General features: G+C 69.9%; 23 protein-coding genes, 1 tRNA gene and 1 pseudogene. 7 read left to right on the top strand and 18 right to left on the bottom strand.

The features are described 5' to 3' along the window. Positions 1-129 precede the first annotated feature (129 nt). The 4 genes from PKF00_RS38260 to PKF00_RS38245 all read right to left on the bottom strand — a co-directional run bounded on the left by PKF00_RS38260 (position 130) and on the right by PKF00_RS38245 (position 2092). Positions 130-756, bottom strand: coding sequence for a DUF6518 family protein (locus tag PKF00_RS38260; protein WP_271222635.1), 627 nt, complete (start codon positions 754-756; stop codon positions 130-132). Positions 757-817: 61 nt separating this feature from the next. After that, positions 818-961, bottom strand: a complete 144-nt coding sequence (locus tag PKF00_RS38255; protein ID WP_271222634.1) for a hypothetical protein — start codon at positions 959-961, stop codon at positions 818-820. A 158-nt stretch (positions 962-1119) separates the two neighbouring features. Continuing rightward, positions 1120-1695: a hypothetical protein gene (locus tag PKF00_RS38250; RefSeq protein ID WP_271222633.1), complete on the bottom strand. Its 576-nt coding sequence runs from the start codon at positions 1693-1695 to the stop codon at positions 1120-1122. A 312-nt stretch (positions 1696-2007) separates the two neighbouring features. Further along, a tRNA-Tyr gene (locus PKF00_RS38245) sits at positions 2008-2092 on the bottom strand. Between the two features lie 348 nt (positions 2093-2440). Between PKF00_RS38245 and PKF00_RS38240 the strand changes: the two genes are divergently transcribed. The 4 genes from PKF00_RS38240 (at position 2441) to PKF00_RS38225 (ending at position 6117) form a co-directional block, all read left to right on the top strand. After that, positions 2441-2935, top strand: coding sequence for a YajQ family cyclic di-GMP-binding protein (locus tag PKF00_RS38240; protein WP_271222632.1), 495 nt, complete (start codon positions 2441-2443; stop codon positions 2933-2935). Between the two features lie 381 nt (positions 2936-3316). Further along, the gene (locus PKF00_RS38235) at positions 3317-4324 is read left to right on the top strand and encodes a hypothetical protein (RefSeq protein ID WP_271222631.1); all 1008 of its coding nucleotides are present in this window, start codon (positions 3317-3319) and stop codon (positions 4322-4324) included. Between the two features lie 21 nt (positions 4325-4345). Continuing rightward, positions 4346-4921 carry a pyridoxamine 5'-phosphate oxidase family protein gene (locus PKF00_RS38230; RefSeq protein WP_271222630.1) on the top strand — a complete coding sequence of 192 codons (576 nt, stop codon included), beginning with the start codon at positions 4346-4348 and terminating at the stop codon, positions 4919-4921. Between the two features lie 287 nt (positions 4922-5208). Continuing rightward, on the top strand, positions 5209-6117 hold the full coding sequence (locus PKF00_RS38225) for a metallophosphoesterase (RefSeq protein WP_271222629.1): 909 nt from the start codon (positions 5209-5211) through the stop codon (positions 6115-6117). Here the strand turns inward: PKF00_RS38225 and PKF00_RS38220 are convergent. Then, on the bottom strand, positions 6101-6808 hold the full coding sequence (locus PKF00_RS38220; protein WP_271222628.1) for a GntR family transcriptional regulator: 708 nt from the start codon (positions 6806-6808) through the stop codon (positions 6101-6103). The two genes, PKF00_RS38225 and PKF00_RS38220, sit on opposite strands and share 17 nt — an antisense overlap. Before the next feature lie 132 nt (positions 6809-6940). Between PKF00_RS38220 and PKF00_RS38215 the strand changes: the two genes are divergently transcribed. Both PKF00_RS38215 and PKF00_RS38210 read left to right on the top strand, forming a co-directional pair. After that, positions 6941-7810 (top strand): tyrosine-protein phosphatase, encoded by an 870-nt coding sequence (locus PKF00_RS38215; RefSeq protein WP_271222627.1) that lies wholly within the window; start codon positions 6941-6943, stop codon positions 7808-7810. Positions 7811-7824: 14 nt separating this feature from the next. Beyond that, positions 7825-9096: an MFS transporter gene (locus PKF00_RS38210; protein ID WP_271222626.1), complete on the top strand. Its 1272-nt coding sequence runs from the start codon at positions 7825-7827 to the stop codon at positions 9094-9096. 252 nt (positions 9097-9348) lie between these two features. Here the strand turns inward: PKF00_RS38210 and htpX are convergent, their stop codons facing one another. The 7 genes and pseudogenes from htpX to PKF00_RS38175 all read right to left on the bottom strand — a co-directional run bounded on the left by htpX (position 9349) and on the right by PKF00_RS38175 (position 19231). Beyond that, the gene (gene htpX / locus PKF00_RS38205) at positions 9349-10200 is read right to left on the bottom strand and encodes a zinc metalloprotease HtpX (protein WP_271222625.1); all 852 of its coding nucleotides are present in this window, start codon (positions 10198-10200) and stop codon (positions 9349-9351) included. A 125-nt stretch (positions 10201-10325) separates the two neighbouring features. Next, entirely contained in the window at positions 10326-12146 is a 1821-nt protein-coding gene (locus tag PKF00_RS38200; protein ID WP_271222624.1) for an NADH-quinone oxidoreductase subunit N, read from the bottom strand. Next, on the bottom strand, positions 12143-14161 hold the full coding sequence (locus PKF00_RS38195; protein ID WP_271222623.1) for an NADH-quinone oxidoreductase subunit M: 2019 nt from the start codon (positions 14159-14161) through the stop codon (positions 12143-12145). The genes PKF00_RS38200 and PKF00_RS38195 overlap by 4 nt, the downstream gene beginning before the upstream one ends. Positions 14162-14261: 100 nt before the next feature. Next, positions 14262-16319, bottom strand: a complete 2058-nt coding sequence (locus PKF00_RS38190) for an NADH-quinone oxidoreductase subunit 5 family protein (protein WP_271222622.1) — start codon at positions 16317-16319, stop codon at positions 14262-14264. Between the two features lie 389 nt (positions 16320-16708). Further along, positions 16709-17011, bottom strand: a pseudogene (gene nuoK / locus PKF00_RS38185) (NADH-quinone oxidoreductase subunit NuoK); the annotation flags it as partial. A gap of 1 nt (position 17012) precedes the next feature. Beyond that, complete coding sequence (locus tag PKF00_RS38180; protein ID WP_271222621.1) at positions 17013-17549, bottom strand: NADH-quinone oxidoreductase subunit J family protein; 537 nt, start codon at positions 17547-17549, stop codon at positions 17013-17015. Beyond that, the gene (locus PKF00_RS38175) at positions 17546-19231 is read right to left on the bottom strand and encodes a 4Fe-4S binding protein (protein ID WP_271222646.1); all 1686 of its coding nucleotides are present in this window, start codon (positions 19229-19231) and stop codon (positions 17546-17548) included. Before PKF00_RS38175 ends, PKF00_RS38180 begins: the two co-directional genes overlap by 4 nt. Positions 19232-19607: 376 nt before the next feature. Here PKF00_RS38175 and PKF00_RS38170 point away from each other — a divergent pair, with 376 nt between their 5' ends. Next, positions 19608-20963 (top strand): serine/threonine-protein kinase, encoded by a 1356-nt coding sequence (locus PKF00_RS38170; protein WP_271222620.1) that lies wholly within the window; start codon positions 19608-19610, stop codon positions 20961-20963. A 104-nt stretch (positions 20964-21067) separates the two neighbouring features. On the opposite strand, the gene PKF00_RS38165 is transcribed toward PKF00_RS38170, so the two are convergent. The 6 genes from PKF00_RS38165 to PKF00_RS38140 form a co-directional block, all read right to left on the bottom strand. Next, the gene (locus PKF00_RS38165) at positions 21068-22006 is read right to left on the bottom strand and encodes a hypothetical protein (protein WP_271222619.1); all 939 of its coding nucleotides are present in this window, start codon (positions 22004-22006) and stop codon (positions 21068-21070) included. Positions 22007-22205: 199 nt separating this feature from the next. Continuing rightward, positions 22206-22517 carry a hypothetical protein gene (locus PKF00_RS38160; RefSeq protein WP_271222618.1) on the bottom strand — a complete coding sequence of 104 codons (312 nt, stop codon included), beginning with the start codon at positions 22515-22517 and terminating at the stop codon, positions 22206-22208. Between the two features lie 38 nt (positions 22518-22555). Beyond that, positions 22556-23161: a hypothetical protein gene (locus PKF00_RS38155; RefSeq protein ID WP_271222617.1), complete on the bottom strand. Its 606-nt coding sequence runs from the start codon at positions 23159-23161 to the stop codon at positions 22556-22558. A gap of 120 nt (positions 23162-23281) precedes the next feature. Further along, on the bottom strand, positions 23282-24235 hold the full coding sequence (gene nuoH, locus PKF00_RS38150) for an NADH-quinone oxidoreductase subunit NuoH (RefSeq protein WP_271222616.1): 954 nt from the start codon (positions 24233-24235) through the stop codon (positions 23282-23284). A 207-nt stretch (positions 24236-24442) separates the two neighbouring features. Next, positions 24443-25024, bottom strand: coding sequence for an NADH-quinone oxidoreductase subunit C (locus tag PKF00_RS38145; RefSeq protein WP_271222615.1), 582 nt, complete (start codon positions 25022-25024; stop codon positions 24443-24445). Then, entirely contained in the window at positions 25017-25514 is a 498-nt protein-coding gene (locus PKF00_RS38140; protein WP_425582223.1) for an NADH-quinone oxidoreductase subunit B, read from the bottom strand. The genes PKF00_RS38145 and PKF00_RS38140 overlap by 8 nt, the downstream gene beginning before the upstream one ends. Positions 25515-25564 lie beyond the last annotated feature (50 nt).

The following is a 25564-nucleotide window of genomic DNA, read 5'->3' as shown; positions in this document are numbered from 1 at the left end:
AGACCGGTCCCGGCCAGGCAGCCGTCGATCAGAGGCGGCGTCCCGAACAGGGGTGAGGGAACTGACTAAATGAAGCGCGTGGTCGACTAACATGACCTGGCTTACCGTGTCTGCGGTCCGCGATCCACTTCATATCGTCACGTATTGAAGTGGCAATTCGATGACTAAGTACGCCAGTGCCGCGAGGGCCAGGGCCGTCAGCAGGGTCGGCGTCCGCTCTCCTTGCCGACGTGCCATCAGCAGCGGCGCAAGGACGAAGACGGCCAGGCAGGCCCATGCCTGCGGGGTGTAATGCAGGACGAAGGCATACATGATGCCCTCCATCCCGAAGACGCCTCCCAGTGCGGCGAGGCCAATGACACGGTGACGTACGGTACGTCCGTTCCGCCACCACAGCCCGGCCACGCCGAACAATGGGCCGCTGATGACCGCCATCGCGAGCCAGACCAGCGGATAGGTGAGGCTGCCCATGCCGTCACGGCCGAACTCCGCGTACCCGTAATACCCAATGACCAGACCGATCGAGGCACATAGGCCGGCGGTGGCAGCCGACCGCGCTGACGCCCATCCGGCAAGCAGGGCGCCGACGACGAACGCCGGGACACACCAGACAGCACCGGAGTTGGCGACCTGGTTCCAGGTGCCCGGAAGCCAGCCCTGGGCCAGATTGGTGACAACACCGAGTCCCAGACCCGCCAGTAGCGCGGATGTCCACGAACCGCTGAGCTTTGCTACCGGGCCGAAGCGGCTGCCCATCAGGAAGATCCCCCTGTCTTCCCTCACGGGATACCGACGAATCGCAACTGTACAGGCCAGTTCAGTGCCGCTCGGCCGCGATCTCGCCGATGACCTCCTCGCCGACTTGTGGCATTCGTTTGAGCCGGTTCTCGATGGCCGCCTGAAGGTGGTCGATGCCGTGGACAGCGAGGTTGCCCAGGGCGGCAACATCGCCTGCCCTCACGTCCCTACAGCACTCAGCTCTACGTCAACCCCCGAAGGATTTCCGGAGCCAACCACTAAGGCTGGTGATCAGAGCTTGCTCACCGCCCAACCGATCGTTCCCGGACGAGGTACGAAGCGGCACGCGCCGATCCGCCGATGTGAACGGGCGAAGAGATCTCAACGCTTCGGTGGGACCGCAGCCAGCAGTGGTTGCACGCTCTCGCTCAGCATGGCCCGCTCCTCTGCTGACAGCTCCGGCCTCGCACACGTGGACGGTTCCGCTTCTCGACAGACAATGCTCATAGCTGTGCCAGCGGCCGCCACACCACGCTCGAACCGGGCGCCGATCACTGGGTCGGCCTGCTGACAGGCTCGCAAGATCTCTTTTTGCGGGGAGTCGACGAGCTGTTCGTAGCTGAACTTGATCGTCGCAGTGTGATAGGCGGAATTTCCCGTCCGCTCTATTAGGTTCCTGATCGCATTCCAGTTGGCGAGCAGGCCCACGGCCAACCTCAAATAGGCAGCCTTGCAGGGGGCCTTCCAGTGCTCGGGGGGCCTGTACGCGGCAGGATCAAAGCCAGAGGGATACAGGCTTTCACTGGTGAGGGGAGTCGTCGACACACCATTGGAAGTGGGCGTCGCGGCGGATTCGACCTCACTTCTCCTCGGCTCGGGGGTTGCGGGCGCCGTGCCACAAGCAGTCAGACCGAGCCCCGCCGCGACGATGACGATCAAAGACTTGGGCGTTCCCATCCCATAAGCATGATCTGGCAGTGAATGACGAGACGCACAGATGCGTCATACGATCATGATTCGTTACGTAGCGGATTCATCGGTTATCCAGCCTCCCGAGCCCCTCGCCGTAGCCGTTGGCATGGGGTGGTTCCAGAGGTGGCTCTCGCTTGCAGGCTCCCTGAAAGTTCGGCGCGACCTGAGGAAACGTCGTCAAGATCATTGCGCGTATATTGCGCGACCACCGACGCGCGACCGCTCAGGGCGGCATACGGCTGCATGACCCCGAAACGCAAAAGAGGCCCCGGAGGGCCTCTAAGCTGCCAGTTTGGCTGGTGGCAGGTGCAGGACTTGAACCTGCGTAGGCTGAGCCGACGGTTTTACAGACCGCTCCCTTTGACCACTCGGGCAACCTGCCGCGTCTTCCGCTCGAAGCGGCGACAGGAAGAAGAATAGCGGACTTCCGGGTGTGACGTGACATCGGCGGAGACCGTCCGCCGATGGCCTGCCGTACTGGGATCTTTCATGGTCTTCAGGCCGGCGGCGGGCGGACAGGGGGAGCGGGAGGGTGGTGGGGTGCGGGTTCTTGTGGGGGTGTGGCTCGATGCGCGTCCTCAACGCGTCGGGGGTGTGGCTCGACGAGCGTCCTCAACGGTTTTCTCGTCCGTCTTCGACACCATCGTCTGGGTGTTGACGGTGACGTTCATCCTTAGCCGACAGGTGAAGCGCTAGGGTCGACAAGAGAGTTAGAGAGGATAGTCGACGCATGGCCGACAGCAGTTTTGACATCGTCAGCAAGATCGACCACCAGGAGGCCGACAACGCGCTGAACCAGACGGTCAAGGAGGTCGGGCACCGATTCGACTTCAAGGGCACCGGCGCGAGCATCGCCTGGTCGGGTGGGCAGAAGGCAGTCGAGATCAGGGCCAACAGCGAGGAGCGCGCCAACGCCGTCCTTGACGTGTTCAAGGACAAGCTGATCAAGCGCGGGCTCTCGCTCAAGGTCCTGGACGCCGATGAGCCGAAGCTGTCAGGCAAGGAGTACCGGCTCATGGTCACCCTCAAGGAGGGCATCGACCAGGAGAACGCCAAGAAGATCTCGAAGATCATTCGGGATGAGGGGCCCAAGGGAGTCAAGGCCCAGATCCAGGGTGAGGAGCTGCGGGTGAGCTCCAAGAAGAGGGACGAGCTCCAGGAGGTCATCGCCCTGCTCAAGGGCAAAGACCTGGAGATCGCGCTCCAGTTCACGAACTACCGCTAGCGGACGCGCGACCAGGCCCCGATCCGCGATTTCAGGGGCCGAGTCTGCCGCAGAGGGCACATCCAGGGCACATGGCCGAAGGCGCCCGTCTTCGCCTGTGCCCTGGCCGCTCCCGTGCGGCTCACCGGCGACGGACGCCGAGGGACACGAAGAACAGGGCTCATGCTCGCGCGGGTTCCCGACTGCTCCGCGTCGCCGGCCAGCCCCTGAACCGGCGACCGCCCGGCAACCCGTACGGCTTCGCGCCCCGCGCACCCGACGAGCATCGACGACGTGGCCGTACATGCGTCCATGGCGGTGGACGGCCCGTGAGTGTGGCCGATTCGTGACACAACCTTTCGCCTCGGGCCCGCATCTATCCGGGTGACGAAAGGAACAGCGATGACACCCAAACGCGGGCTCGCCGTACTCACTCTCGCCGCCGCCGCAGCGGCCACCATGACGATGACCGTCACCCCTGCGGAGGCGAAGACGGGAGCCGCCTCCGCCGACTCGGTCCGGTACGCATGGCTCGACAGCTGCCCCAAGAAGGACTACACGATCCCCTGCGGCAAGTGGACGCTGACGCTGCGCAGCGGCAAGACGGTCAAGCTGGCCGACGCGCGGGTCAACCCCCGCCAGGCCAACGGCAAGATTGACAAGGAGGCCGGCACCCCGTTCGCCGTCAGCGGTGACGGCCGGTTCGTGAACTACTTCAAGGGCGACAAGCTCGTCGTCCGCGACGTGAACAGCGGAAAGGTCCGCCCGCTGCCCGGCGGGGCCGCCGTGCTGCCCAGGGGGATCGGTCAGACGGACGTGGACACCACGCTCTCCTTCGACGGCTCGCTCGTCGTGGTCGACTACTTCGACAGCGCGGAGAAGCTGCCGACCCTGATCGTCAATCTCAAGAACGGGAAAACGATCAAGCTGCCGCCGGCGAACAACGTGCTGAGCTTCAGCCCTGACGGGCAGCACCTGCTCACGGGGCGGACCACCGACGACAACGTCACCGAGTTCGCGGTCTTCGACGCCGACGGCAGGGAGACCGCGAGTCAGGTCGTGCCGCAGATCGTGTCCAACAACTCGCCGGTCGCGCTGGCGAACGACGGATCCACGGTCGCGCTGGTCATCACCGGCGCGTCGAACACGTCCCGGTTGCGCACCTACGACCTGGCGTCCGACACCGTCTCGGACGCGCTCCCGCTCGGCATCCCCAAGGACGAGAGCGCGCAGCGCATCTACTGGGATCCGGCGGGGACGCTGACGCTCTGGACGGGGCGCAACAGCAAGGACGGCGAGATCAGCTCGGCTGTGAAGCGGACGGTGAACGCCGAGACCGGTTCCACCAGAAAACTGGACTCCTTCACGACCAAGAACTCCCCGTGGACCTGGTGGCTGCCCGGCGAGTGACCACCATCTATCGTCCCCTTCATGGGGAAAATTCATGAAAGGCTCGACGACCGGCTGCGCGAGTTCATCGGAGCGCAGCCGGTCTACTTCGTCGCAACCGCTCCCGAACAGGGCGGTCACGTCAACGTCTCCCCCAAGGGATACCCCGACACCTTCACCGTCCTCGACGACACCACGGTGGCCTACCTCGACCTGGACGGCAGCGGCGTCGAGACCATCTCCCACCTCCGCCAGAACGGACGCATCACGGTCATGTTCTGCGCCTTCTCCGGTTCCCCCAACATTCTTCGCCTGTACGGCACCGGCCGGGTCGTCGTCCCCGAGGACCCCGACTTCCCCCAGTTGATCACGAAGTTCGGCCCGCATCCGGGTGTGCGGTCGATCATCGTCGTCGACTGCGACCGCATCTCCGACTCCTGCGGCTTCGCTGTCCCGTTCATGTCCTTCGACAAGGACCGGCCACTTCTGGACGAGTGGGCGGAGCGCAAGGACGTCCAGCAGCGGCGCGTCTACCGCGCCAAGAACAACAGGGAGAGCATCGACGGCATCCCCGGTCTGTCGCCGGAGGAGACGGCCCCGGCCACCCAGCGCTCCTGAGCTTCCTGTCCCGAGGTCCCCGAACCCCAGGCGTTCCCGAACCGGGTGTCCCGCCACCGTCCAGCACACCCTGCCCGTTCTCACCCCTGCGTTTCTCGGCTCCGCCTGCTCGGCGGGGATCTGTACGCCACGGCCCGCCCGCCCGTTTCCCGTACGGATCGGGCGGGCGGTGTCCGTGCCGGGACGGCGGAGGGCGCTCCGGAGCGGTGTGCCCCGGCGTAAGCCGTACCGCCGTAATTCATATAGATGACTAATCACGTTCAGTGGCGTGGACAACCCTTGGCGTCATGGCAAAGCGTTACACCCTCATCCATCTCACCGATGTCCACGCCGTCGCCGAGGGACTGCTCCACGGCTCCGTCGACTCAACGGCGGCTTTCAGGACCGCGCTGGACACCGTGGTCGCCTCCGGTCAGCCCGTGGACGCGCTGATCGTGTCCGGCGACATCGCCGACCAGGGGGACGAGCCCTCCTACCGTCTGGTGGCGCAGGCGCTTCAGTCCGCCGCCGACAAACTCGCCGCGACCGTGGTGGTCGCGATGGGCAACCACGACGAACGCCGCGCCTTCCGCTCCACGCTCGTCGGCGCCGTTCCGGGCGACGGGGCGGGCACCGGGCCAGGCAGCGGGTCAGGCGGCGGAGCGGACGACGATCCTGGTCGCCAGGCGGGTGACGAGCCGTACGACGTCGTGGTCCGGATCGGCGGCCTGCGCGTCGTGGTCCTCGACAGCACCGTGCCCGGCGCGCACCACGGCGAGCTGTCCGACGACCAGTTGGAGTGGCTGGCCTCGGCTCTGGCCACGCCCGCGCCCGACGGAAGCGTGCTGGTGCTCCACCATCCGCCCGTTCCCAGCGTGCTGCCGCTGATGGACGGGATCGGCCTGCGCGCCCCGGAGAAGCTGGCCGGGGTGCTGGCCGGCTCCGATGTACGGCTGGTGCTCACCGGGCACACCCACAGCGCCTCGGCGGGCATGTTCGCCGGGATCCCCGTCTGGGTCGGTCCGGGTTCCGCCTACGGCGCCGACACGATGGCCCCGGCGGGCAGGACCAGGGGGATGCCGTTCCAGGCCTTCAGCAGGGTGGACGTCACCGAGGACGGCGTGATCACCACGGTGGTCCCCCTGTCGTCCGCGCCTCCGGTGTACGAACTGGACACTCAACTGCTTCTCGACCACCTGGCTAGTCATAGCGGGTGACGAAGGAGATGAGGTCTCCTCGGCAGCGCCGCTCGACGTGACACAGTGGCTCGTCACCGTGCACGACGAGCCCCTCGCGCACGAGCACGGCGGCGCCCACGTCGACCGAGAGCGTGGCCTGGTCGACGGGGTCGGCCAGGTCCGCGGAGACCGCGTGCCAGGTGTAGCGGTAGGAGGCCCCCGCAGCCTCCAGCGAGCCGAGCACGCCGAGCCTCGGGTCGTGAGCGAGGTCTGCCCGCTCCGGCCTGAGCCGGTAGCGACTCAGCACGCACGGCGCGCCACCCGACCTGAGCAGGGTGGTGATCTCGTAGACCTCCGCGCCCGGAACGCCGAGGTGGCGCGCGCCCACCGGATGCTCGACGAGGCCCCGGTCGAGGATCTCCTCCCCCTCGGTGAAGATCTCGGCCAGTCCCTCCAGGTCCGCCTTCCTGTGCCTGCGGGTGACGGGGTCTACGGACACCTCCATCCGGCGCGGAGCGCGCCGGACGAAACTGCCCAGGCCGTGTCGCGTCTCGACCAGTCCGGCCCTGCGCAACTCGACCATCGCCTGCCGGGCGGTGAGGCGGTGGACGCCGAACCGCTCGGCGAGCGCGTCCTCGGTGGGCAGCCGCTCACCCGGCGGCAGCTCACCGGACTCGATGCGCCGCCCGAGCTCACGGGCGATCGCGCGGTAGCGGGCTTCTCTGGGCATCTGGTCACTGTACGGCTCCCGCGCGGCGGGCCTCGCCGACGTTCCACAGGGACGGGAACGTTGCTCACGCGTTCACCGGTCGTCCACTTTTCGGCCGCGTTCCCGCAGGTGAGGCAGTCATATATATGACTCATGCCGCTCCTGAACCTCCGTGACGTCGCCGACGGCACCGGAACCCTCCTCCGTCCCGGGACGCTGTTGCGCTCGGCACAACCCCACGCGCTGTCCCCCGCCGACGTCGACCTGCTCGCCGGCCTTCTCGGCGGCCTGCCGGAAGGGCTGCGACTCGTCGCGGACCTGCGTGGCGAGACCGAACGAACCGATGACGACTGGACCCTCCTGGCCGAGCGCGGCGTCAGGATCGCCAGACTCGGCACCTCCGGCTCCCCCGCCGACCTGTCCGCGCTGCCGCCGGGAATCGACCTCGGCGACCTCTACGTGCTGATGCTCGACCACCGGACCGCCTGGTTCGCCTCCGTCGTGGCCGAGATCGCCGACGGGCTGCCCGCCCTGGTCCACTGCGCGGCGGGCAAGGACCGCACCGGACTGGTCGTGGCACTGGTCCTCGACCTGGCGGGGGTGGACCACGACACGATCGTCCGCGACTACGCGGCCACCGGGGAACATCTTCCCCAGATCATGACGATGCTCGGCCTGGGCTCACGCGTGCCCGCCTCCGCCGAGGGCGGCGGCTCCAGCGAGGGCGACGGCTCTGACAAGGGCGGCTCCAGCAAGGGCGGTAGCTCCGGCAAGGGCAGCTTCGGAAAAAGCGGCTTCGGAAAGGGCGGCTTCGGAAAGGGCGGCGGCTCCGGCACACGGGCCGCGCCGGCTCACCTTGCTGAGGCCACCGGCTCGGTCTCCGGGCTGCTCGACGCCCCCGAGGCCGCGATGCGCACCTTCCTGACCGCCCTCGACGCCCGAGGGGGCGCCGAACGGCTGCTCACGGCCCACGGTCTGACCGCGGGCCACGTCCGGCGTCTTCGCACCGCCCTCGTCGGCTGATCGGAGAGACGACCATGTCCCTCACCCTGCCCCAGGAAACCGCCGTGCCCCGGCCCGCGCCCCGGCGCGGACTGGTCGCCGCCATCGGCCTCGCCGAACTCTTCTACGCCGCCGCCGGAGCCCTGCCGCTCATCCTCGGCCTCAGCCTCAAGATCCAGGAGATGGCGCCGCAGAGCAAGGAGACCGCGCTCGGGCTCGTCACGGCGCTCGGCGGGGTGGCCACCGTGATCGCCAACCCGTTGAGCGGCCATCTGTCCGACCGCACCACCAGCCGGTACGGCATGCGCAGGCCGTGGATCCTGGGCGGCTCGCTGGTGGGCCTCGCCGGGCTGCTCGTCCTCGCGCTTGCAGGCTCCATCGCCATGGTGGCGATCGGCTGGATGGTCGCGGTCACCGGCTACCAGGCGATGGTGGCCGGACTGACCGCCACGGTCGTCGACCAGTTCCCCGCCGAGCGTCGCGTCCGCGTCGCGGGTGTGTTCTCGATGTGCAACATGCTGGGCGTGGTCCCGGCGATGGTGCTGTCCCAGGCATTCAAGGGGGAGTTGCTGACGCAGTTCACGATCTGCGGCGGGCTCGCGGTGACGGCGGCGGGCGTGCTCTGCGCGCTGCTGCCCGACCGTCGCCTCGACCCGGCGGAACGGCGCACGGTGAGCGTCGGCGGTCTCGCCTCGGCGCTGCTCGTGCTGCCCCGGCACGCCAGTGACTACCGGCTGCTGTGGATCCAGCGGCTGCTCGTCAGCATCGGCTTCGCGCTGATCGCGTCATACTCGCTCTACTACCTGCAGAGCCGCGTCGGCGTGCCCACCGCGGACGCCGTCGCCCTGGTGGGGCTGACCACCATCGCCAGCACCCTGTTGTCCGGTCTCTTCGCCTACCTCGGCGGACGCTGGTCGGCCAGAGTCGGCCGGGGACGTCCCTTCGTGCTGTGGGCGACGACGATCCTGGCCGCGATGCTGCTGCTGAAGGCGGTGACCGCCAGCGTCGGGGTGGTGGTGGTCGTCGCGGTCGTCAGCGGGGCGGCCACCGGCGTCTACTACGCCGTGGACCTCGGCCTGGTCACCCAGGTGCTCCCCGACGAGCGTGACGCGGGCCGCTATCTCGGGGCTTTCGCGATGGCCAAACACCTGCCCGGCGCGGTGGCCCCCGCGGTCGCGCCGATCCTGCTCGCCGTCGGCTCCGACCCCTTCGCCGAGGGGCCGAACTACTTCCTGCTCTTCCTGGTCTGCGGCCTGCTGACCCTCGTCGCCGCACCGCTGGTCGGCCTGCTGCGCGACGTACGGTAGCCGCTCGACCCGCTCCAGGATGCGCGGGGGAACTCGACCCGCTGCGCGACGGACGGTAGCCGCTCGGCCCACTCCACGACGTGCAGGGGGAACTCGACCCGCTGCGCGACGTGGAGGGGCCGCACGGCCGCCTCGTTCCCGGCTGCCGCGACGCCTCCCCGGCCCGGCTGCCGCGACGCCTCCCCGGCCCGGCTGCCGCGACGCCTCCCCGGCCTGGTTGCCGTCGCGGTGCTCCCGGCCTCCCGGACCGGGTCAGCGGCGGTAGCCCGCCATCCGCTCCAGGCGGGCGACGCGATCCGCGGTGGGCGGGTGGGTGGAGAACAACCGGCCAAGTCCCGCTCCCCGGAAAGGGTTCGCGATCATGAGGTGCGAGGCGGAGGCGAGGCGGGCGTTCTCGGGGAAGGGCAGCTGCCGGGCCCCCATCTCTATCTTCCGCAGCGCGGAGGCGAGAGCCAGCGGGTCGCCGGTCAGCCGCGCCCCGGACTCGTCCGCCTGGTACTCCCGGGAACGGGACACAGCCATCTGGATCATTCCCGCGGCGACCGGGCCGAGCACCATCATGAGCAGCGCGCCGATGAAACCCGGACCCTCGTCGTCGTCTCCCCCGCCGAAGAACAGGCCGACGTAACCGAGATAGGTGATCATCGTGGCGAGCGCTCCGGCCACGGACGAGATCAGGATGTCGCGGTTGTAGACATGGGACAGCTCGTGTCCTATGACACCGCGCAACTCGGACTCGTCGAGGAGCTGGGTGATGCCGTAGGTCACGCAGACCGCGGCGTTGCGTGGGTTGCGCCCCGTGGCGAAGGCGTTGGGCTGCATGGTCGGCGAGACGTACAGCCTGGGCATGGGCTGGCGGGCCTCGGTGGACAGCTCCCGCACGATCCGGTACAGAACGGGCTGCTCGACCTCGCTCACAGGGCGGGCGCGCATGGCGGACAGGGCGATCCGGTCGGAGAAGAAGTAGGCGACGCCGTTGGCCGCCAGGGCGACCAGAACCGCGATCTGCACGCCGACGCCACCGCCGAGCCACGCCCCCACCGCGATGATCACCGCGGACAGCGCGCCCAGAAGGACAGCAGTACGCAGACCGTTGTGGTGCACTACACCCCCCTTGTCGGTTGATGCTGATTTACCGGCCCCAACGTTTCACCGATTCCAACGTCTCCGGCCTGGCCGAACGTTCCCGGAAGCGCCCGGCCGGAGGCGACGAGAGTTTCCTGGGGCGCTCAGCCGGAGGCGACGAGAGCCTCCGGGAGAAGGTCGAGGACCACCTGCGGGGCGAGCGAGAACACCAGTGCGACACCCCCGGCCAGGGCGATCGCGATCCCCACAGGCACCCACCCGGTACGGCCGCCGCCCGCCTCGGCGCCGCTCCCCTCGCCGACCGGGACCGGAGTGAGGATCCGCACAGCCCAGGCGACGTAGTAGTAGAGGCCGATGACCGTGTTGACGGCCATCACCGCGGCCAGCCAGGCCCCACCGCCTCCGACGAGCTCCCGGAACACCACGATCTTGGCGAACATCCCCGCCAGCCCCGGCGGCAGGCCCGCCAGACAGACCAGGAAGAACACCAGCGCCACGCCCGCGACCGGGTTGCGGAACGCCAGCCCCCGGTAGTCGTCCAGCTCGTTGCGAGGCCGGCTCCGCGACACCAGCATCACCACGGCGAACGCCCCGAGGTTCATCGCCGCGTAGAACACCAGGTAGGCGATCGACGCGCTTGTCGCCTCGTCGTCGTGAACGCCGAGGGGGGCGAGGATGTAACCCGACTGGGCGACCGAGGACCAGGCGAGCAGGCGCACGGCGTGGCGCTGACGCAGGGCGAGGAGGTTGCCGACCGTCATGGTCAGCGCGGCGATGATCGCGACCAGCGGGACCCAGGTGCCCGCCTGGCCTCCCAGAGCTCCGGCGAGGATGAGGATCACCCCGGCGAACCCGGCCGCCTTGGAGATCACCGAGAGCAGCGCCGCGACCGGCACCGGCGCTCCTTGGTAGACGTCGCCCGCCCACGCGTGGAACGGCACCGCCGCGATCTTGAAGGCGAACCCGGCCAGCACCAGGACGACGGCCACGGTGAGCACGGGCGGCGGGTCGTAGGCGATGTGGAGCGAGGAGACATAGGCTCCTGAGCCGTCGGCCCCGGCGAGGGTCTCGGAGAGACGGCCTCCGGTGAGAGCCTCATGACCAGAGGGTCCGGTGAAGGCCTCGTGGCCTTGGGGTGCGGTGAACGCTCCGGTGCCGGGGGGCTGGGCCGCCCCGGGCGCGGTGGTTCCGGTGAGCGGCGTTCCGGTGAGCGGCTCGCGCAGGATTTGGGCCAGCCGCTCGAGGTACACCGTCCCCGTCACGCCGTACAGCAGGGAGACCCCGAAGAGCATGACCGCGGTGGAGACCACCGAGACCAGGAAGAGCTTGACCGCCGCCTCCGAGCTTCGGCCGTCGTAACGTCTGAGCGCGGTGAGCGCGAAGACCGGCAGCGAGACCAGCTCAAGCGCGACGACCAGCATGATCAGGTCTCGGGAGGCGGGCAGGGCGACCGCGCCGGTCAGCGTGCAGAGCAGCAGGAAGTACCACTCGCCGACGGGGATCTCGCCGGAGGCGAGCTGAGCCATGGACAGCAGCACCACGATGACGCCCGCGGCCAGGGCGAGCCCTGCGAAGATCAGGGTGAAGTCGTCGACCACGAACGAGCACGGCACCGTCGCCGGCGGCGCCTGCGGAGATGCTCCCCAGAGCGCTCCCGATGCCGCCCCCAGTTGTGCTCCTGACGGCGCGGCCGAGGCCACGAGGTCCGGCGAACCGGGAGCCGCCCCGGCGACGCCGGCCAGCCCGTCGGGCACGCAGAAGGTCCGCATGGCTTCTCCCGCGCGGAAGGCCTGTGAGACCACGACGCCCAGAGCCGCGAGCACCCCCGCCAGGGTGACCGCGCCGAGTGCGGGACGGGCGTACGGCCCGCGCGGCAGGAAGGCGTCCAGCAACAGCACGAGGCCGCCGGTGAGCGCGAGGACCAGAAGCGGCGCGACCGCGTAGTAGTCGATCGACTGGATCACGGCACCCCCAGCAGACTCTGAACCACCGGGTCCGTGGCGGACAGGAGCACCTTCGGCCAGAGGCCGAGCAGCAGGATCAGGGCGACCAGCGGCACCCAGGCGGCCAGCTCGTAACCGGTGACGTCTCGCATGCGCCCGGCTCGGGCGTGTGCGGGGACAGCCGGACCGTCGTCTTCCCCGCCCACCGTGACGCCTCCCATGACGCCTCCCGCCGTGACGTCCTCCGCCGTGACGCTTCCCGTGACGTCCTCCGCCGTCACGCCCCCTGCCGTGACGCCTCCTGCCGTGACGCCTCCTGCCGTGATGTCCTCCGCCGTGACGCTTCCCGTGACGTCCCCTGCCGTGACGTCCCCCGCCGTGACGTCCCCCGCCGTGACGTCCCCCGCCGCCTGTCCCGCGCCGCCCGCCGAGGCGAGCAGCGGAGCATGGACGATCTCGATCGAGCGGCCGTGAGTGACTCGGGACAGCATGACCAGGAAGTAGGCCGCGGTGAGGACCGCGCCGAGACCTCCGATGGCCATGAAGGTCAGGTAGAGCGAGCGGGGAAGGCCGGGGGCGGGCTCGAAGGCGCCGAGCAGGGCGAGCATCTCGCCCCAGAACCCCGCCAGACCGGGAAGGCCGAGGGAGGCGACACAGGCGAAGGTGAGCAGGGAGGCGAGGCGCGGCAGACGCCCCAGCATGCCGCCGCCGAGCGCCGAGATGTCCGCGGTGCCGTAGCGCTCCTTGATCGCCCCGACCACGAAGAAGAGCAGCCCGGTGATCAGGCCGTGGGCGACGTTGCCGAACAGCGCGGCGTTGACGCCGACCGGGGTGAGCGTGGCGAAGCCCAGGAGCACGAACCCCATGTGGCCGATCGACGAGTAGGCGATCATCCGCTTGAGGTCGCGCTGGGCGAGACAGGCGAGAGAGCCGTAGATGATGCCGATCACCGCGAAGGCTCCGAGCCAGGGGGCGACGGCCGCGGCGCCCTCGGGCAGGATCGGGATGGCGATGCGGGCGAAGCCGTACGTGCCCATCTTGAGCAGGACTCCCGCCAGGAGCACCGAGCCGACGGTGGGCGCCTCGGTGTGGGCGGCGGGCAACCATGTGTGCAGAGGCCACATCGGGGTTTTGACCGCGAGCCCGATGCCGACGGCCACGAAGGCGAGGACCTGCGCCGAGCGGGACATGCCCGCCCCGTGCGCCCTGGCGAGAGCGACCATGTCCAGGGTGCCGGTCTGCGCCCAGACGAACAGCAGGCCGAGGAGGAGGACGACGGAACCGAGCAGCGTGTAAAGGATGAACTTGATCGCCGCCGCCCGCCGGGCGCGGCCGCCCCAGATGGCGATCACGAAGTACATCGGGATGAGGACGATCTCGAAGAACACGAAGAACAGCAGCAGGTCGAGCGCGAGGAACGTGCCGATCATGCCCACTTCGAGGACGAGCAGCGTGAACACCAGGGCGCGGGGACGCCCTCCGCCGGGTTTCGGCTGCAGCAGTTGCCCCGGCCCGTCGGCTCGCCCCCAGCACAGGTAGACGAAACAGAGGAACGTCAGCAGCGTGGTCAGCACGACCAGCGGCAGGGAGACGCCGTCCACGCCGATGTGGAACCTGAGGTCGAGTCCGGGCACCCAGGCCAGATCGGTCGAGAACCGGGCACCCGCCGCATCGCCGCCGAACGCGGCGACCAGAATCAGGGAGAGCCCGAACGTGACCCCGGACACCACCAGGGCATGCGTCCTGAGCAGCCGCCCTCCGGCGTCGCCCCCGGCCCCGGTGCTGGTCCTGGTCCCGGTGTTAGTTCCGGTCCCGCCCCCAGGCCCAGCCCCGGTCCCAGTGCCGGCACCAGCACCGGTGCCGGTTCCGACCCCGCCCCCGGTCTCGGCCCCGGTGCTGGTCCCGGTCTCGGTCCCGGCGTTGGTCTCGGTCCCGGCCTTGGTCCTGGTCCCGGACGGCGCAGGCCTCGAGGGCACGAGCAGCACGGCCGCCCCGGCCAGCGGCACCCCGAGCAGCGCGATCAGCACCCAGCTCATGGACCGATCACCTCACCCGGTGTCGAGATCACGCCCCGGCCGTTCTTCCAGAATGCCGAGGTCATGGCGCGCAGGAAGCGGCGAGAGTCTGGGGAGACGCTCATGCGAGCATCACCGCCCCCACCGCGAGAATGAGGACGCCCGCGAGAAGACCGGTGACGTAGAGCTGCGCGTTGCCGTTCTGTGCCAGGCGGGTCAGGCCCGCCAGGCCCAGGGTCGCCCTGCCCGAGCCGCGCACCGCGCCGTCCACCACGCGATCGTCGGTGCGGGCGACCAGACGGGCGAGATGCAGCACCGGCAGGACGAACAGCGCACGGTAGGCGGAGTCGACGTAGAAGGCCTGCTCGAACGGGGTGCGGAAGGGACCGAGCACTCGGGCCGGGTCGCTCAGGGGATCGCTGCGCCACACGGCGTAGACCACTCCCGCGCCGAGCAGCGCCAGCACGACGCCGAGGGCTGCGGTTCCCCAGTGAACGTCCGCGACGCCCGCGAATCCCAGGAGCAGTGCGGGCACCGCGAGGATCACGATCGGCCAGCGCATGGTCGCGGGGGTCTCATGGACGTCGACGGCGTGGACCACGCCGGGCTGAGGCACGACGGCGTGAGGCGGGCCGAGGTCGCGGGGTACGGCCTCGTGAGACGTGCCGAGGTCGCGGGGTACGGCGGCGCGGGCCGTGCCGGACTCAGGAGACACGACGGTGTGGGCCGCGCCGGGCGTATGGGGCATGCCGCGACGTTCTCCGAAGAAGGTGCGCAGCCATGCCCGGGTGGCGTAGGCGCCGGTCACCGCGACGGTGGCCAGCGCGCAGCCGTACAGCAGCAGGGCCGCCGCGTCGGTGAGCGGCCCCTCGGCCAGAGCTCGCTCCATGGCCACCAGCACTTCGTCCTTGCTGAAGAAACCACTGGCTGGAGGAAGGCCCATCAGGGCGGCGAAGCCGATCGTCATCGCGGCGAAGGTGACCGGCAGTTGCCTGCGCAGCCCGCCCATCGCGCTCATGAGGTTGGAGCCGACCGCGTGGATCACGGCTCCGGCGCAGAGGAAGAGCAGTGCCTTGAAGGCACCGTGGGTGATCAGGTGGAAGATCGCGGCACTCTCCGACCCCGCCGCCAGGGCGCCCGCCATGTAGGCGAGCTGACTGATCGTGGAGTAGGCGAGGACCCGTTTGAGGTCGTTCTGGGCCAGGGCTGCCAGGGCCGCGCCGAGCATGCCGAGTGCGGCGAGGACCGCGAGCACGTCCAGGGTCGGGCCCGCCTGGATGAACACCGGATAGAGGCGGGCGACGAGGAAGATCCCGGCCGCGACCATGGTCGCGGCGTGGATGAGCGCGCTGATCGGGGTGGGACCGGCCATCGCGTCGGGGAGCCAGGTGTGCAGCGGAACCTGGGCGCTCTTTCCCGCGACCCCGGCGAGCAGCAACATGGTCGCGGTGATGACCGTGCCGGAGGACATCTCCGGGACCTTCGCGATGACGTCGGCGATCCGGAAGCTTCCGGCCGCCGCGCCCAGGACGAAGATCCCGAACAGGAAGCCGACGTCGCCGAGCCGGGTCACCAGGAACGACTTGACCGCCGCCCGGGAGTTGGCGCGGTCTTCCCACCAGTGGCCGATCAGCAGGTAGGAGCACAGCCCCATGACCTCCCAGCCCACATAGAGGAGGAGAAGGTCCGCCGCGTAGACGACCAAGAGCATGGCGCTGGTGAACAGGCTGATGAACGAGCTGTACGAGGGATAACGCCGGTCGGCGGCCATGTAACCGATCGAGTAGACCTGCACCGCCAGCGCGACCACGGTCACCAGCACCGCCGTCGACGCGGCGAGCGCGTCGACGAGCAGGCCGACCGAGATCGGCAGCGATCCCGTGGGGATGACGTCGAGCGTGCCGGTGACGCCGTCGACCGTCGGTGGGCCCGCGGATCCACCGGCTCCGGGGAACGGCTCCCCTCGCCCTTCTCCCGCGCCGGTCCAGTCGGCGTAGACCAGCCAGATCGCGAGCACCGTGGAGATCGCGGTGGGGACGACCGCGATCCAGGCGGCCCTGCGGTTCGCGGCCAGGTCGGCGGGACCGCCTCGGGCTCCGCCGGGGAACCGGGAGCCCAGAAGCCCGACGGCCGCGGAGACGAACGGCAACAGGATGACGACGGCAGCGACGGTGATCATGGCATGTCACCTGTCCCGTTGACGGGTCCGGGCACGATTCGGGCGGGATCTGGACCGGTGACTGTTCCGGTGTCGGGGTCGGTGTCGGTGTCGGTGACTGTCCCGGTGTCGGTGTCGGTGTCGGTGTCGGTGCCGATGTTGGTGCCGGTGCCGGTGCCGATGTTGGTGCCGGTGTCGGTGCCGGAGGCGGTGCCGGTGCCGGAGGCGGTGCCGGGGTTGGTGCCGGGGTTGGTGCCGGGGTTGGTGCCGGGGTTGGGGTCGAGTGGTGTGGCGGGACTTCGGCCTCGGACTTGATCCTCACCGCGGCCCCGATCTCGGTCTCCCTCTCCGTCTCTGCCGGCGTCTCCGGCGGTGACGGTGGCCGCGTCGGTCCGTCGTGCGTCCGTGGACTCGGCCAGGGTCCGGAGGCGGTCGAGATCCACGGTCTGGCGGTTGCGGTAGAGGGCGAGGATGATCGCCAGGCCGAGGCCGACCTCGGCCGCGGCGATCACGATGACGAACAGTGTGAGGACCTGCCCGCTGTGCAACCGGTCACGCAGCCACACGTCGAACACGACGAGGTTGAGGTTGACCGCGTTGAGCATGAGCTCCACGGACATCAGGACGAGGATCGTGTTACGGCGCGCGAGCACGCCGTACACGCCGATGGAGAACAGCAGCGCGGAGACGATCGCCGGATAGACGACGTGCACGTCACTCCCTCCCGCGGATGTCGGTGCGGGACAGAACGATGGCGCCGATGAGGGCTGCCAGCAGGAGGACCGAGAGCACCTCGAAGGGGAGCACCCAGTTTCTGAAGACGCTGGAGCCGATCTCCTTGGCGGATCCCGCGCCCGGTCGCAGAGGGATGTAGGCCGCGCGGAAGCCGTCGACGACCACGGTGACCAGCACGACCGCGGTGGCGATCGCCACGACCGCGGCGGCGGGCCGGTTTCCGCTGTCGAGGTCGGCGGCCCTGCCGATCGGGGCGCGGGTGAGCATGATGCCGAACAGCAGCAGGACCACGATCGCGCCGACGTAGATCAGAACCTGGACCCACGCGACGAACTCGGCCGTCAGGACGAGGTAGCTCCCGGCCAGGGCCCCGAAGCAGACCACCAGCCACAGGGCGGCGTGAACGAGCTGTTTGGTGGTCACCACGAGCAGCGCCGCCCCGACGGCCACCACACCCAGAAGCAGGAGAACGATCTCCTGCCCGGTCGGTGACAGATAGGACGGCACCTCGGTCACTTCTCCTCCTCGGGCTCTCCGTTCGCATCCGTGGCAGAAGTCTGCTCCGGAGTGCCCGCCGCCGGGGGGACGCCACCCCCATCTGTGGATAACTTCCCCGCGGATGGCTCACCTGTGGACGACCCGCCCGCGGGCGGGTCGTCCTTCTTGGGAAGGGCTCCCGGCGGCCGGATCGCCCGGACGCTCGCGTGCCCGGTCGAGGCGCGCCTCACCGGTCTTTCCGCTCTATCAGGTCTCCCAGGCCTTCGCCCGACCGAGGGCGCGGACCCGCCCGCTTCCGCCTCAGAGACCCCAGAGGACCTGGAGGCCTCGGAGGACCTGGAGGCCTCGGAAGTCCCGGAGGTTCCGGAGCCCTCGGTGTCCGAGGGGGCGGCCTGGGCGGCGGGAGACGTGCGATCAGACGTGGTGCGGCCAGGGGTGGCGGAAGGGGCAGGAGCCGTGCTTTCCGAACCGGGCGCGGCGGCTCTCCCAGGACCGGACGCGCCGACGTCTCCGACATCCGGGGCACCGGGAACGCCCAAGGTCGTGCCAAGAGAGCGGGTTTCCGCGTCGGGCGAGCCCTGAGGCGCGCCCGAACCGGACTCTGTCGTGTCGGGTCCGCCGACGGTGTCGTCCGCAGGCCCACCCGCCGCGCGATCCGCCGCGTCGGCCCCGCCGACCCCGCCGACCGTGGCGTGAGGTCCGCCCCTCGCGAGGCCCGACGCGCCGGACTCGCCGGACTCACGGCTCGCCCCTTCTGTCGTACGGCCCGCCGTGCCCGTGCCCGTGCCGGAGGTGGGAGCGTCCGCCTGGGAGGGAGCGCGCGTGGCCTCTGCGGGGGCCTGGGGGCCGGTGGCTCCCGTCTCTCCCGGAAGAGCCGCAGGTCCCGCCTTCCTCGCAAGGTCCGAGGACCCCACAGGGTTCATGGGGCCTGCAGAGTCCGTGGGGCCTGAGGGGTCCGTGGGGCCCGAGGAGCTCGGGGAGGGGGCCGTTTCTCCGGGCACCGGGCGAGACTCGCCGCCGACGCCCGGCCGGGTCGCCTCAGGACGGGCAGGAGCCTCAGAGCGGGCGGAGGCCTCAGGACCGCCAGGAACAACTTCAGAACGGGCGGAGGTCTCGGGACGACCGGCGGCCTCGGGACGGTCAGGAGCCTCAGAGCGAGCCGAAGCCCCAGAACGACCCACAGCCTCAGAACGGCCAGGAACCTCAGAACGGGCGGAGGCCTCGGGACGACCGGCGGCCTCGGGACGGTCAGGAGCCTCAGAGCGAGCCGAAGCCCCGGAACGACCCACAGCCTCAGGACCGCCAGGAACCTCGGAACGGGCGGAGGCCTCGGGACGGGCGGGACGGGTCGGGGTGGGGCGGGACGGGCGCGAGGCGGCGGCCAGTTCCTTGGGCGGGTCGGCGTTCGGCTCGTGGGCGGGCGGCGGGGGGACGGTCCTGGCCCACGCGGCCAGCTGGTCCTTCTCGTGAAGGAGGTTACGGATGTCGCCCTCGGCGTACTCGAACTCCGGAGACCAGAACAGGGCGTCGAACGGGCAGGCCTCGATGCAGATCCCGCAGTACATGCACAGGGAGAAGTCGATCGCGAAGCGGTCGAGCACGTTGCGGGCGCGGGGACGGCCTCCCTCGGGGGCGGGCAGGGTCTCCTTGTGGGAGTCGATGTAGATGCACCAGTCGGGACACTCACGGGCACAGAGCATGCACACCGTGCAGTTCTCCTCGACCAGGCCGATCACCCCCCTGCTCCGGGGAGGAAGGTCGGGCTTCACCTCGGGGTACTGCTGGGTCACCGACCTGCTCAGCATGTGGCGAAGGGTGATGGAGAGCCCTTTCGCCAGCCCCACTCCTCGTATCCGTGCCACAACTCAACATCATGACGCATGGACCCGCGCCCGGGAATGCGGTGGTGCCCGGTAACACTCCCGGAGAAGGGGTCGGGACGGGACCGCCTCCCACGACACCCCAAGTTATCCACAACAGTTATCCACAGTCTGTGTGTTCGAGTATCGCGCGCCTCCGCAGAATCACTCTCGAAGAGGAGTACAAGCCACCCCAGAAGTACGTATTGTTCGCCACATGTCCCACCAGTACGGTGCCGCTTGGCACAATCAGTCGCCGCCCCCGCGATCCAACACGGGGCTGAGCGTGGTGTGGGCACTGGTCCCCCTGTTCACCTGTGGCATGGGGACGCCTCTGATCATGGCGTACGCCGCCCACAAGCTGCGGAGCTCGCTGCTGGTCATGTCGGCCATCCTCTACGGCCTGGGCATCGGGGTGTTCGTCGTCGCGATCTCGCTCTACGAGGACACCGACCTGATCCCGGGCTGGCTGGACGCCGTCATGACGGTCGGGCTTTTCGGCAGCTGGATCGGCGGGCTGGGACACGCGCTGATCATCAGGGGAGCCGTGTTCCGGCAGGACGTGCCGAGGCTGCCGGGACCGGGGCTCCTGCTTCCGCATCCCGCGCCTCCGGCCGTGCCGTACCCGACCGCGCCGACCCTGCCCTCGAACCTGCACACGCCCGGCGTCCCCTCGAACCCGCACGCGCCCGTGCACCGGCCCCAGCCTCACCCCGTCCACACCCAGCACCCCCAGATCCACACCCAGCACTCCCATTCGCAGCCGTACCACCCCCAGACGTCCCAGCCGTCCCCCTCGCCCCAGGGCTGGCTGGGGCCGTACCGGCTGATCGGGAACCTGGGCAAGGGCGGCCAGGGAACAGTCCACCTCGCCCTCACGCCGCAGGGGCAGAAGGTGGCGATCAAGGTCCTGCACCAGCACCTCACCGGCAACCAGATGATCAGGGAGCGGTTCCTGCGGGAGGTCGAGGCGACGCGCAAGGTCGCGACCTTCTCGACGGCCAGGGTGCTCGACGTGAACATCACCGACGACCAGGCGTACATCGTCAGCGAGTACGTGGACGGCGTCTCACTGGAGCAGCTCGTCCGCGATCAGGGTCCCCGCAACGAGGACGGCCTGACCCGGCTGGCCCTGGCCACCGCGGGCGCGCTCGCCGCGATCCACAAGGCGGGCGTCGTGCACCGGGACTTCAAGCCCGCCAACGTGCTGATCGGCGCCGACGGGCCGCGTGTGATCGACTTCGGCATCGCCAGAGCCCTCGACCAGGTCACCGCGACGTCGGGCAACATCATGGGCACCCCCGCCTACATGTCGCCCGAGCAGCTCGCCGGAGGGGTGATCGGCCCCGAGTCCGACGTGTTCAGCTGGGCGGCCACCATGATCTTCTCCGCCTCGGGGCGGGCGGCCTTCGGCGAGGACACCATCCCCGCGATCCTCAACCGGGTGATCAACCACCATCCGGACCTGTCCGCCCTGCCCCAGTCGCTGCGCCCGCTGGCCGCCGACTGCCTGGACAAGCAGCCGGGCAACCGGCCGACCGCCGCCGACATCATGCTGCGGATCGTGCACTGAGGGGTCTCGGAACGCGCCGAGGGGCGTCCCGAAGGCCGTCCGGGCCCGGCGAGGGCCGGTGGGGCCCGGAGGCGTGGCAGCGCCGGAACGCCGACGCCGGGGCGTCAGGGCACCGCGTCCCGCACCCGGGCCGTCAGGTCGAGGTACTCCTGACGGCTCAGCGCCCTGGTCTCCAGTTCGAAGCCGTTCCGTACGGCGAAGCGCTCCGTCTCCCCCGGGTCCCAGCGTCCCGGCAGGTGGAGCAGCCCGTCCCCCACGACCAGACCGGTGACCCCGGACTCCGCCGAGTACAGCAGCAGTCTTGAGGCGTCGATCTCACGGGTCCTGCGCGTGGTCTCCAGCAGCAACCTGCCGTGGACGACGACCAGGCGGCAGCGGGGTTCGCCGTGCCGCCTGAGCACGCGCCCGTCCGCGGTCCTGTGCCGGGCCCGCCGCCTGCCGATCCAGACGATGACGACCGCGCCGACCGCGGTCAGCGCCGCCAGGACCAGGGCCGCGATCCCGAGCGGGCCCATGCCCCTGCTGAGGTCCCCTGCCGGGCGCGTCATGTTGGCCACCACCAGCGCCACGAAGACGGCGCCGTAGGCCAGCACCAGCCACATGAGCCCGTAGAGCAGTTGCTCACGCCACCAGACCCTCGGCGAGCCCTTGGGAGGCCGCAGACTCCTCTCACCGGGAACCCGCAGCCGCGGCACGGGTGAGGGCGGCCTGCGCCACGTCACCGCCTGCCAGCGCGGGGACCTGCGGGCGAGCGCCGTGCGTGCCTCCTCGCCCGTGGCGAAGCCCCTGACCTCGAACCCCAGCCCGCTGCCCTCCGCGAACGCCTCTATCTCACGGCGCGAGCGGGAACCGGGCGCCTCCAGCATCACCAGGCCGGACTCGTCGAGCACCGCCAGGCCGTACCTCGTCCTCCCCCTGCCCGGGTAGCCGAACAACAGCAGCGCGCTCGCCCTGTCCTGGCCGGTGAGCGGCAGCCGCGCCGGAGGATGCTCCGGCACCTCGACGACCAGGTCGTCGTTCTCCACGGCGAGCGCGAGGGTCATGTGGTTCCGTCCTTGGCCTGTGGTCTCACAGAGAGGTATTCCTCCTTGCCGGGCGCGCACGCTTCGAACGCCCCGGCGCCGTGTTTCGGAAATCGGAACCGGACCGGGCGCCGCCCGCCGGGAACGGCGAGACGGTCTCCGCCGGAGATCGGAAGCCGCCGGGGATCGGTGACCGTCGAAGATCAGAAGCCGCCGGAGGTCAGAACACGTCAGGCAGAAGCAGCAGCGTCGGGTTGACCGACAGGCCGCGCAGATCGTGGAAGGTGCGCGAGCCCTCCTTGAGGAGCGAGACGAGCTCCCTGCGGGCCTTCCTCACGGCCGCCAGGTGCAGGCCCTTGTCGTCCCTCGTGATGCTCGCGAGGGAGTTCAGCGCCTCCAGCTCCTCCACCAGCGCCGTCATCCTCGCGTGCCACGCGCGCGGGTCGCGTGCGTCCACGACGTCCCGCAGCCTCCGCAGATCGGCGTCGACGCTCCGGGCCGCGTCCCGCTCGAGGCGTGCCTTCGCCTCCACGGGGACCGCCTCCCACTCCCCGGTCAGCGCCTCGACCTTCAGAGCGAGGACGTCCGCCGCCGGGACGACCTCGGCCCACAGCTCCAGCAGGGCGCGCAGCGCGTCGAGGGCCTGGGCCTCGATCCCGTCGGGAGGAGGCCCGCCTCCGCCAGCCGGGCCTCCAGCAGGACGGACCGTTCCGTGTCGGCGAAGATCGCGTCAACCAGGGGCCACATGCGGGTGACCGCGTCCCTGGCCGGGGCGAGCGCGACGACCGTCTCCGCCTCACGCCGCGCCGCGACGCGCGCCTCCTCGTCCCGGTGCCCGGCAAGCTGCAGGAACTCCTCCATGCGGGCCCTGTCTGCCGCGAGTTGGGCCTGAAGGCTCTCCTCGCGCGCGATGAGCGCCTCCCGCTGCTCCTTGAGGTACTCCTCGGCCCACCTGAACACCAGGAGCACGACGGGGACCGCGAACAGGAAGCCGGTGAGCGCGCTGAGCAGGTTGGTGCTGAAGGGCAGGTCGCTCCAGCTGCCGTTCAGGTCGCCGAGCACGCCGAAGACGGTCAGGACGATCCCGATCAGCCACATGGCGGCCGCGACCACCCTGGCCTCGACCGGGGTCGTCCGGATGGAGCTCCAGAAGGTCTTCCTCGGCTTCTCGTCCATCCCGGCGTCCCTCCAAGCCACCTTGAAGATCCATCCAGCCCACCTCGAAGATAGAGGGAACGCCGACGGCCGACCAGAGGGCGTCGGCGACACGACGCGCCGCCCCGGATCGCCGGGCCGTCACCCGGTGAGGACTCTGACGACTCCCGTCAGCGCGAGCTGGAGCAGCGCCAGCGGCACCAGGCCGACCCAGGCGAGCTTCTGGAGCTGGTCCTCGCGGAGCCTGGGGTAGCTCACCCGGACCCAGATCACCACGAACACCAGGAGGGCGACCTTGAGGAGCGTCCACACGGGTCCCGGCAGCACGGGGCCGTGCCAGCCGCCGAGGAACAGCACGCTGGTGAGCGCGGAGACGACGATGATCCCGGCGTACTCGGCCAGCATGAACAGGGCGAACCTGATCCCGGTGTACTCCGTCATCGGCCCCATGATGATCTCGGAGTCCGCGATCGGCATGTCGAAGGGCGGGCGGCGCAGCTCGGCGAGCCCCGCCGTGAAGAAGACCACGCCGCCGATCGCCTGCCAGGGCAGCCACCACCACTGCCAGGCGTCCACGATGCCCGGCAGGGAGAGCGTGCCCGCCGCCATCGCGACGCTGGAGGCGGCCAGGACCAGCGGCAGCTCGTAGGCCATGAGCTGGGCCGCCGAGCGCATCCCGCCCAGGACGGAGTACTTGTTGCCCGACGACCACCCGGCCATGATCGAGCCGAGCACGCCGACGCCCATCACGGCCAGCACGAAGAACAGGCCGACGTCCAGGTCGACCCCGACCAGGCCGGGACCGACGGGGATGACGACCATCACCACGAGGTAGGGGATCAACGCCACCGCGGGCGCGATGGCGAAGACCCTGCGGTCGGCGGCGGCCGGGATCACGTCCTCCTTCTGGACGAACTTGACGCCGTCGGCGATCAGCTGCGCCCAGCCGTGGAAGCCCCCGGCGTACATCGGGCCGAGGCGGGCCTGCATGTGCGCCATGGCCTTGTGTTCGGCCTGTCCCGCCACCAGTGGCAGCACCAGGAAGGCCCCGACGATCGCGACGAGCCTGACAGCGGCGTCGATCAGCTCAGCCATGGCGTCCCCGATCAGCGGTTCCCTCAGCCATCGCGCCTCCAGCCGGTGGACTCCTCGGTCATCACATTCCCCGCCGTCGAACGGCTCAGCCGTCGCCTTCCCGTTCTTCGGCCCGTTCTTCGGCCCGTTCTTCGGCCCGTTCTTCGGCCCGTTCGGCGGTCGCCGTCCCGGTCCGCCCGGCCGTCGCGTCCGCGGTCCTCGGCCCGTTCAGCCGTCGCGCCCCCAGTCCGCGGGCACGCCCGGCGGGAGCGTCTTGCGGCGGCTCGGCGAGCCGTGGTCGGACTCGCCCGGCTCCTTCGCGCCCGGCCAGGCCTTGGCGACCCGGGCGGCCAGCACGAAGTCCTTGCGCAGCGGGAAGCCCTCGAAGCCCTCGGGAAGCAGCAGCGGGACCAGGTTCGGGTGCCCCTCGAAGATCACGCCGAACATCTCGAAGGTCTCGCGTTCGTGCCAGTCGGCGCCCCTGAAGACGCCGACGGCGCTGGGCAGCCGGGGGTCGGCGCGGGGCACGCGGGTGCGCAGCAGCAGGCGCTTCCGCGAGACGGGGTCGAAGACGTGGGCGACGACCAGGAAGCCGTCGGGCGGGTCGTCGACCGCGGTGAGCCAGTCGAAGAACTCGTAGCCCTCCGTGCGGACGAACTCCAGCAGATCAATCCAGTCGTCCGGCCGGACGTCCGCGGTGATCTCACCCGACGCCCCGGGCGACCTGGGCGCCCCGGACACCTGGACGCGGTCGCCGTAGCGGCCCGCGAGTGCGGAGGGAGCGCGGGAGGAGCCCGTCGGATCAGACATACCGATCCTCCAGGTTCTCCGCGGCGATCTTCTCCTGGAGCTTCATGATGCCGTGGAGCAGCGCCTCGGGGCGGGGCGGGCATCCGGGGACGTAGACGTCGACCGGGATGATCTGGTCGACCCCCTTGGTCACGCAGTAGGAGTCCCAGTAGGGGCCGCCCGAGTTGGAACAGGCGCCGAACGAGATCACGTACTTCGGGTCGGGCATCTGCTCGTAGAGCCGCTTGACCGCGGGGGCCATCTTGTCGGTGACCGTACCGGAGACGATCATCAGGTCGGCCTGCCTGGGGCCGTTGGCGAACGGGATGACCCCGAACCTGATGAAGTCGTGGCGGCTCATCGAGGTCGCGATGAACTCGATCGCGCAACAGGCCAGCCCGAAGTTGAACGCCCACAGGGAGTATCGGCGCCCCCAGTTGAGGATGAAGCGCATGGGCTTGGGGGCCAGCCGGGAGACCGGCCCGACGGTGGGCATCGGAAGATCCGCCATACCGTTCATTCTCCTCCAGTACCGGTCAGAAAGCTCCTGCGGCGGCCTTC

Source organism: Streptosporangium carneum (assembly GCF_027922005.1).
In the GTDB taxonomy this organism is placed as follows: Bacteria; Actinomycetota; Actinomycetes; order Streptosporangiales; family Streptosporangiaceae; genus Streptosporangium; species Streptosporangium carneum.
The sequence above is the reverse complement of the archived record's forward strand: the minus strand, read 5'-3'. Positions and strand labels throughout refer to the sequence as shown.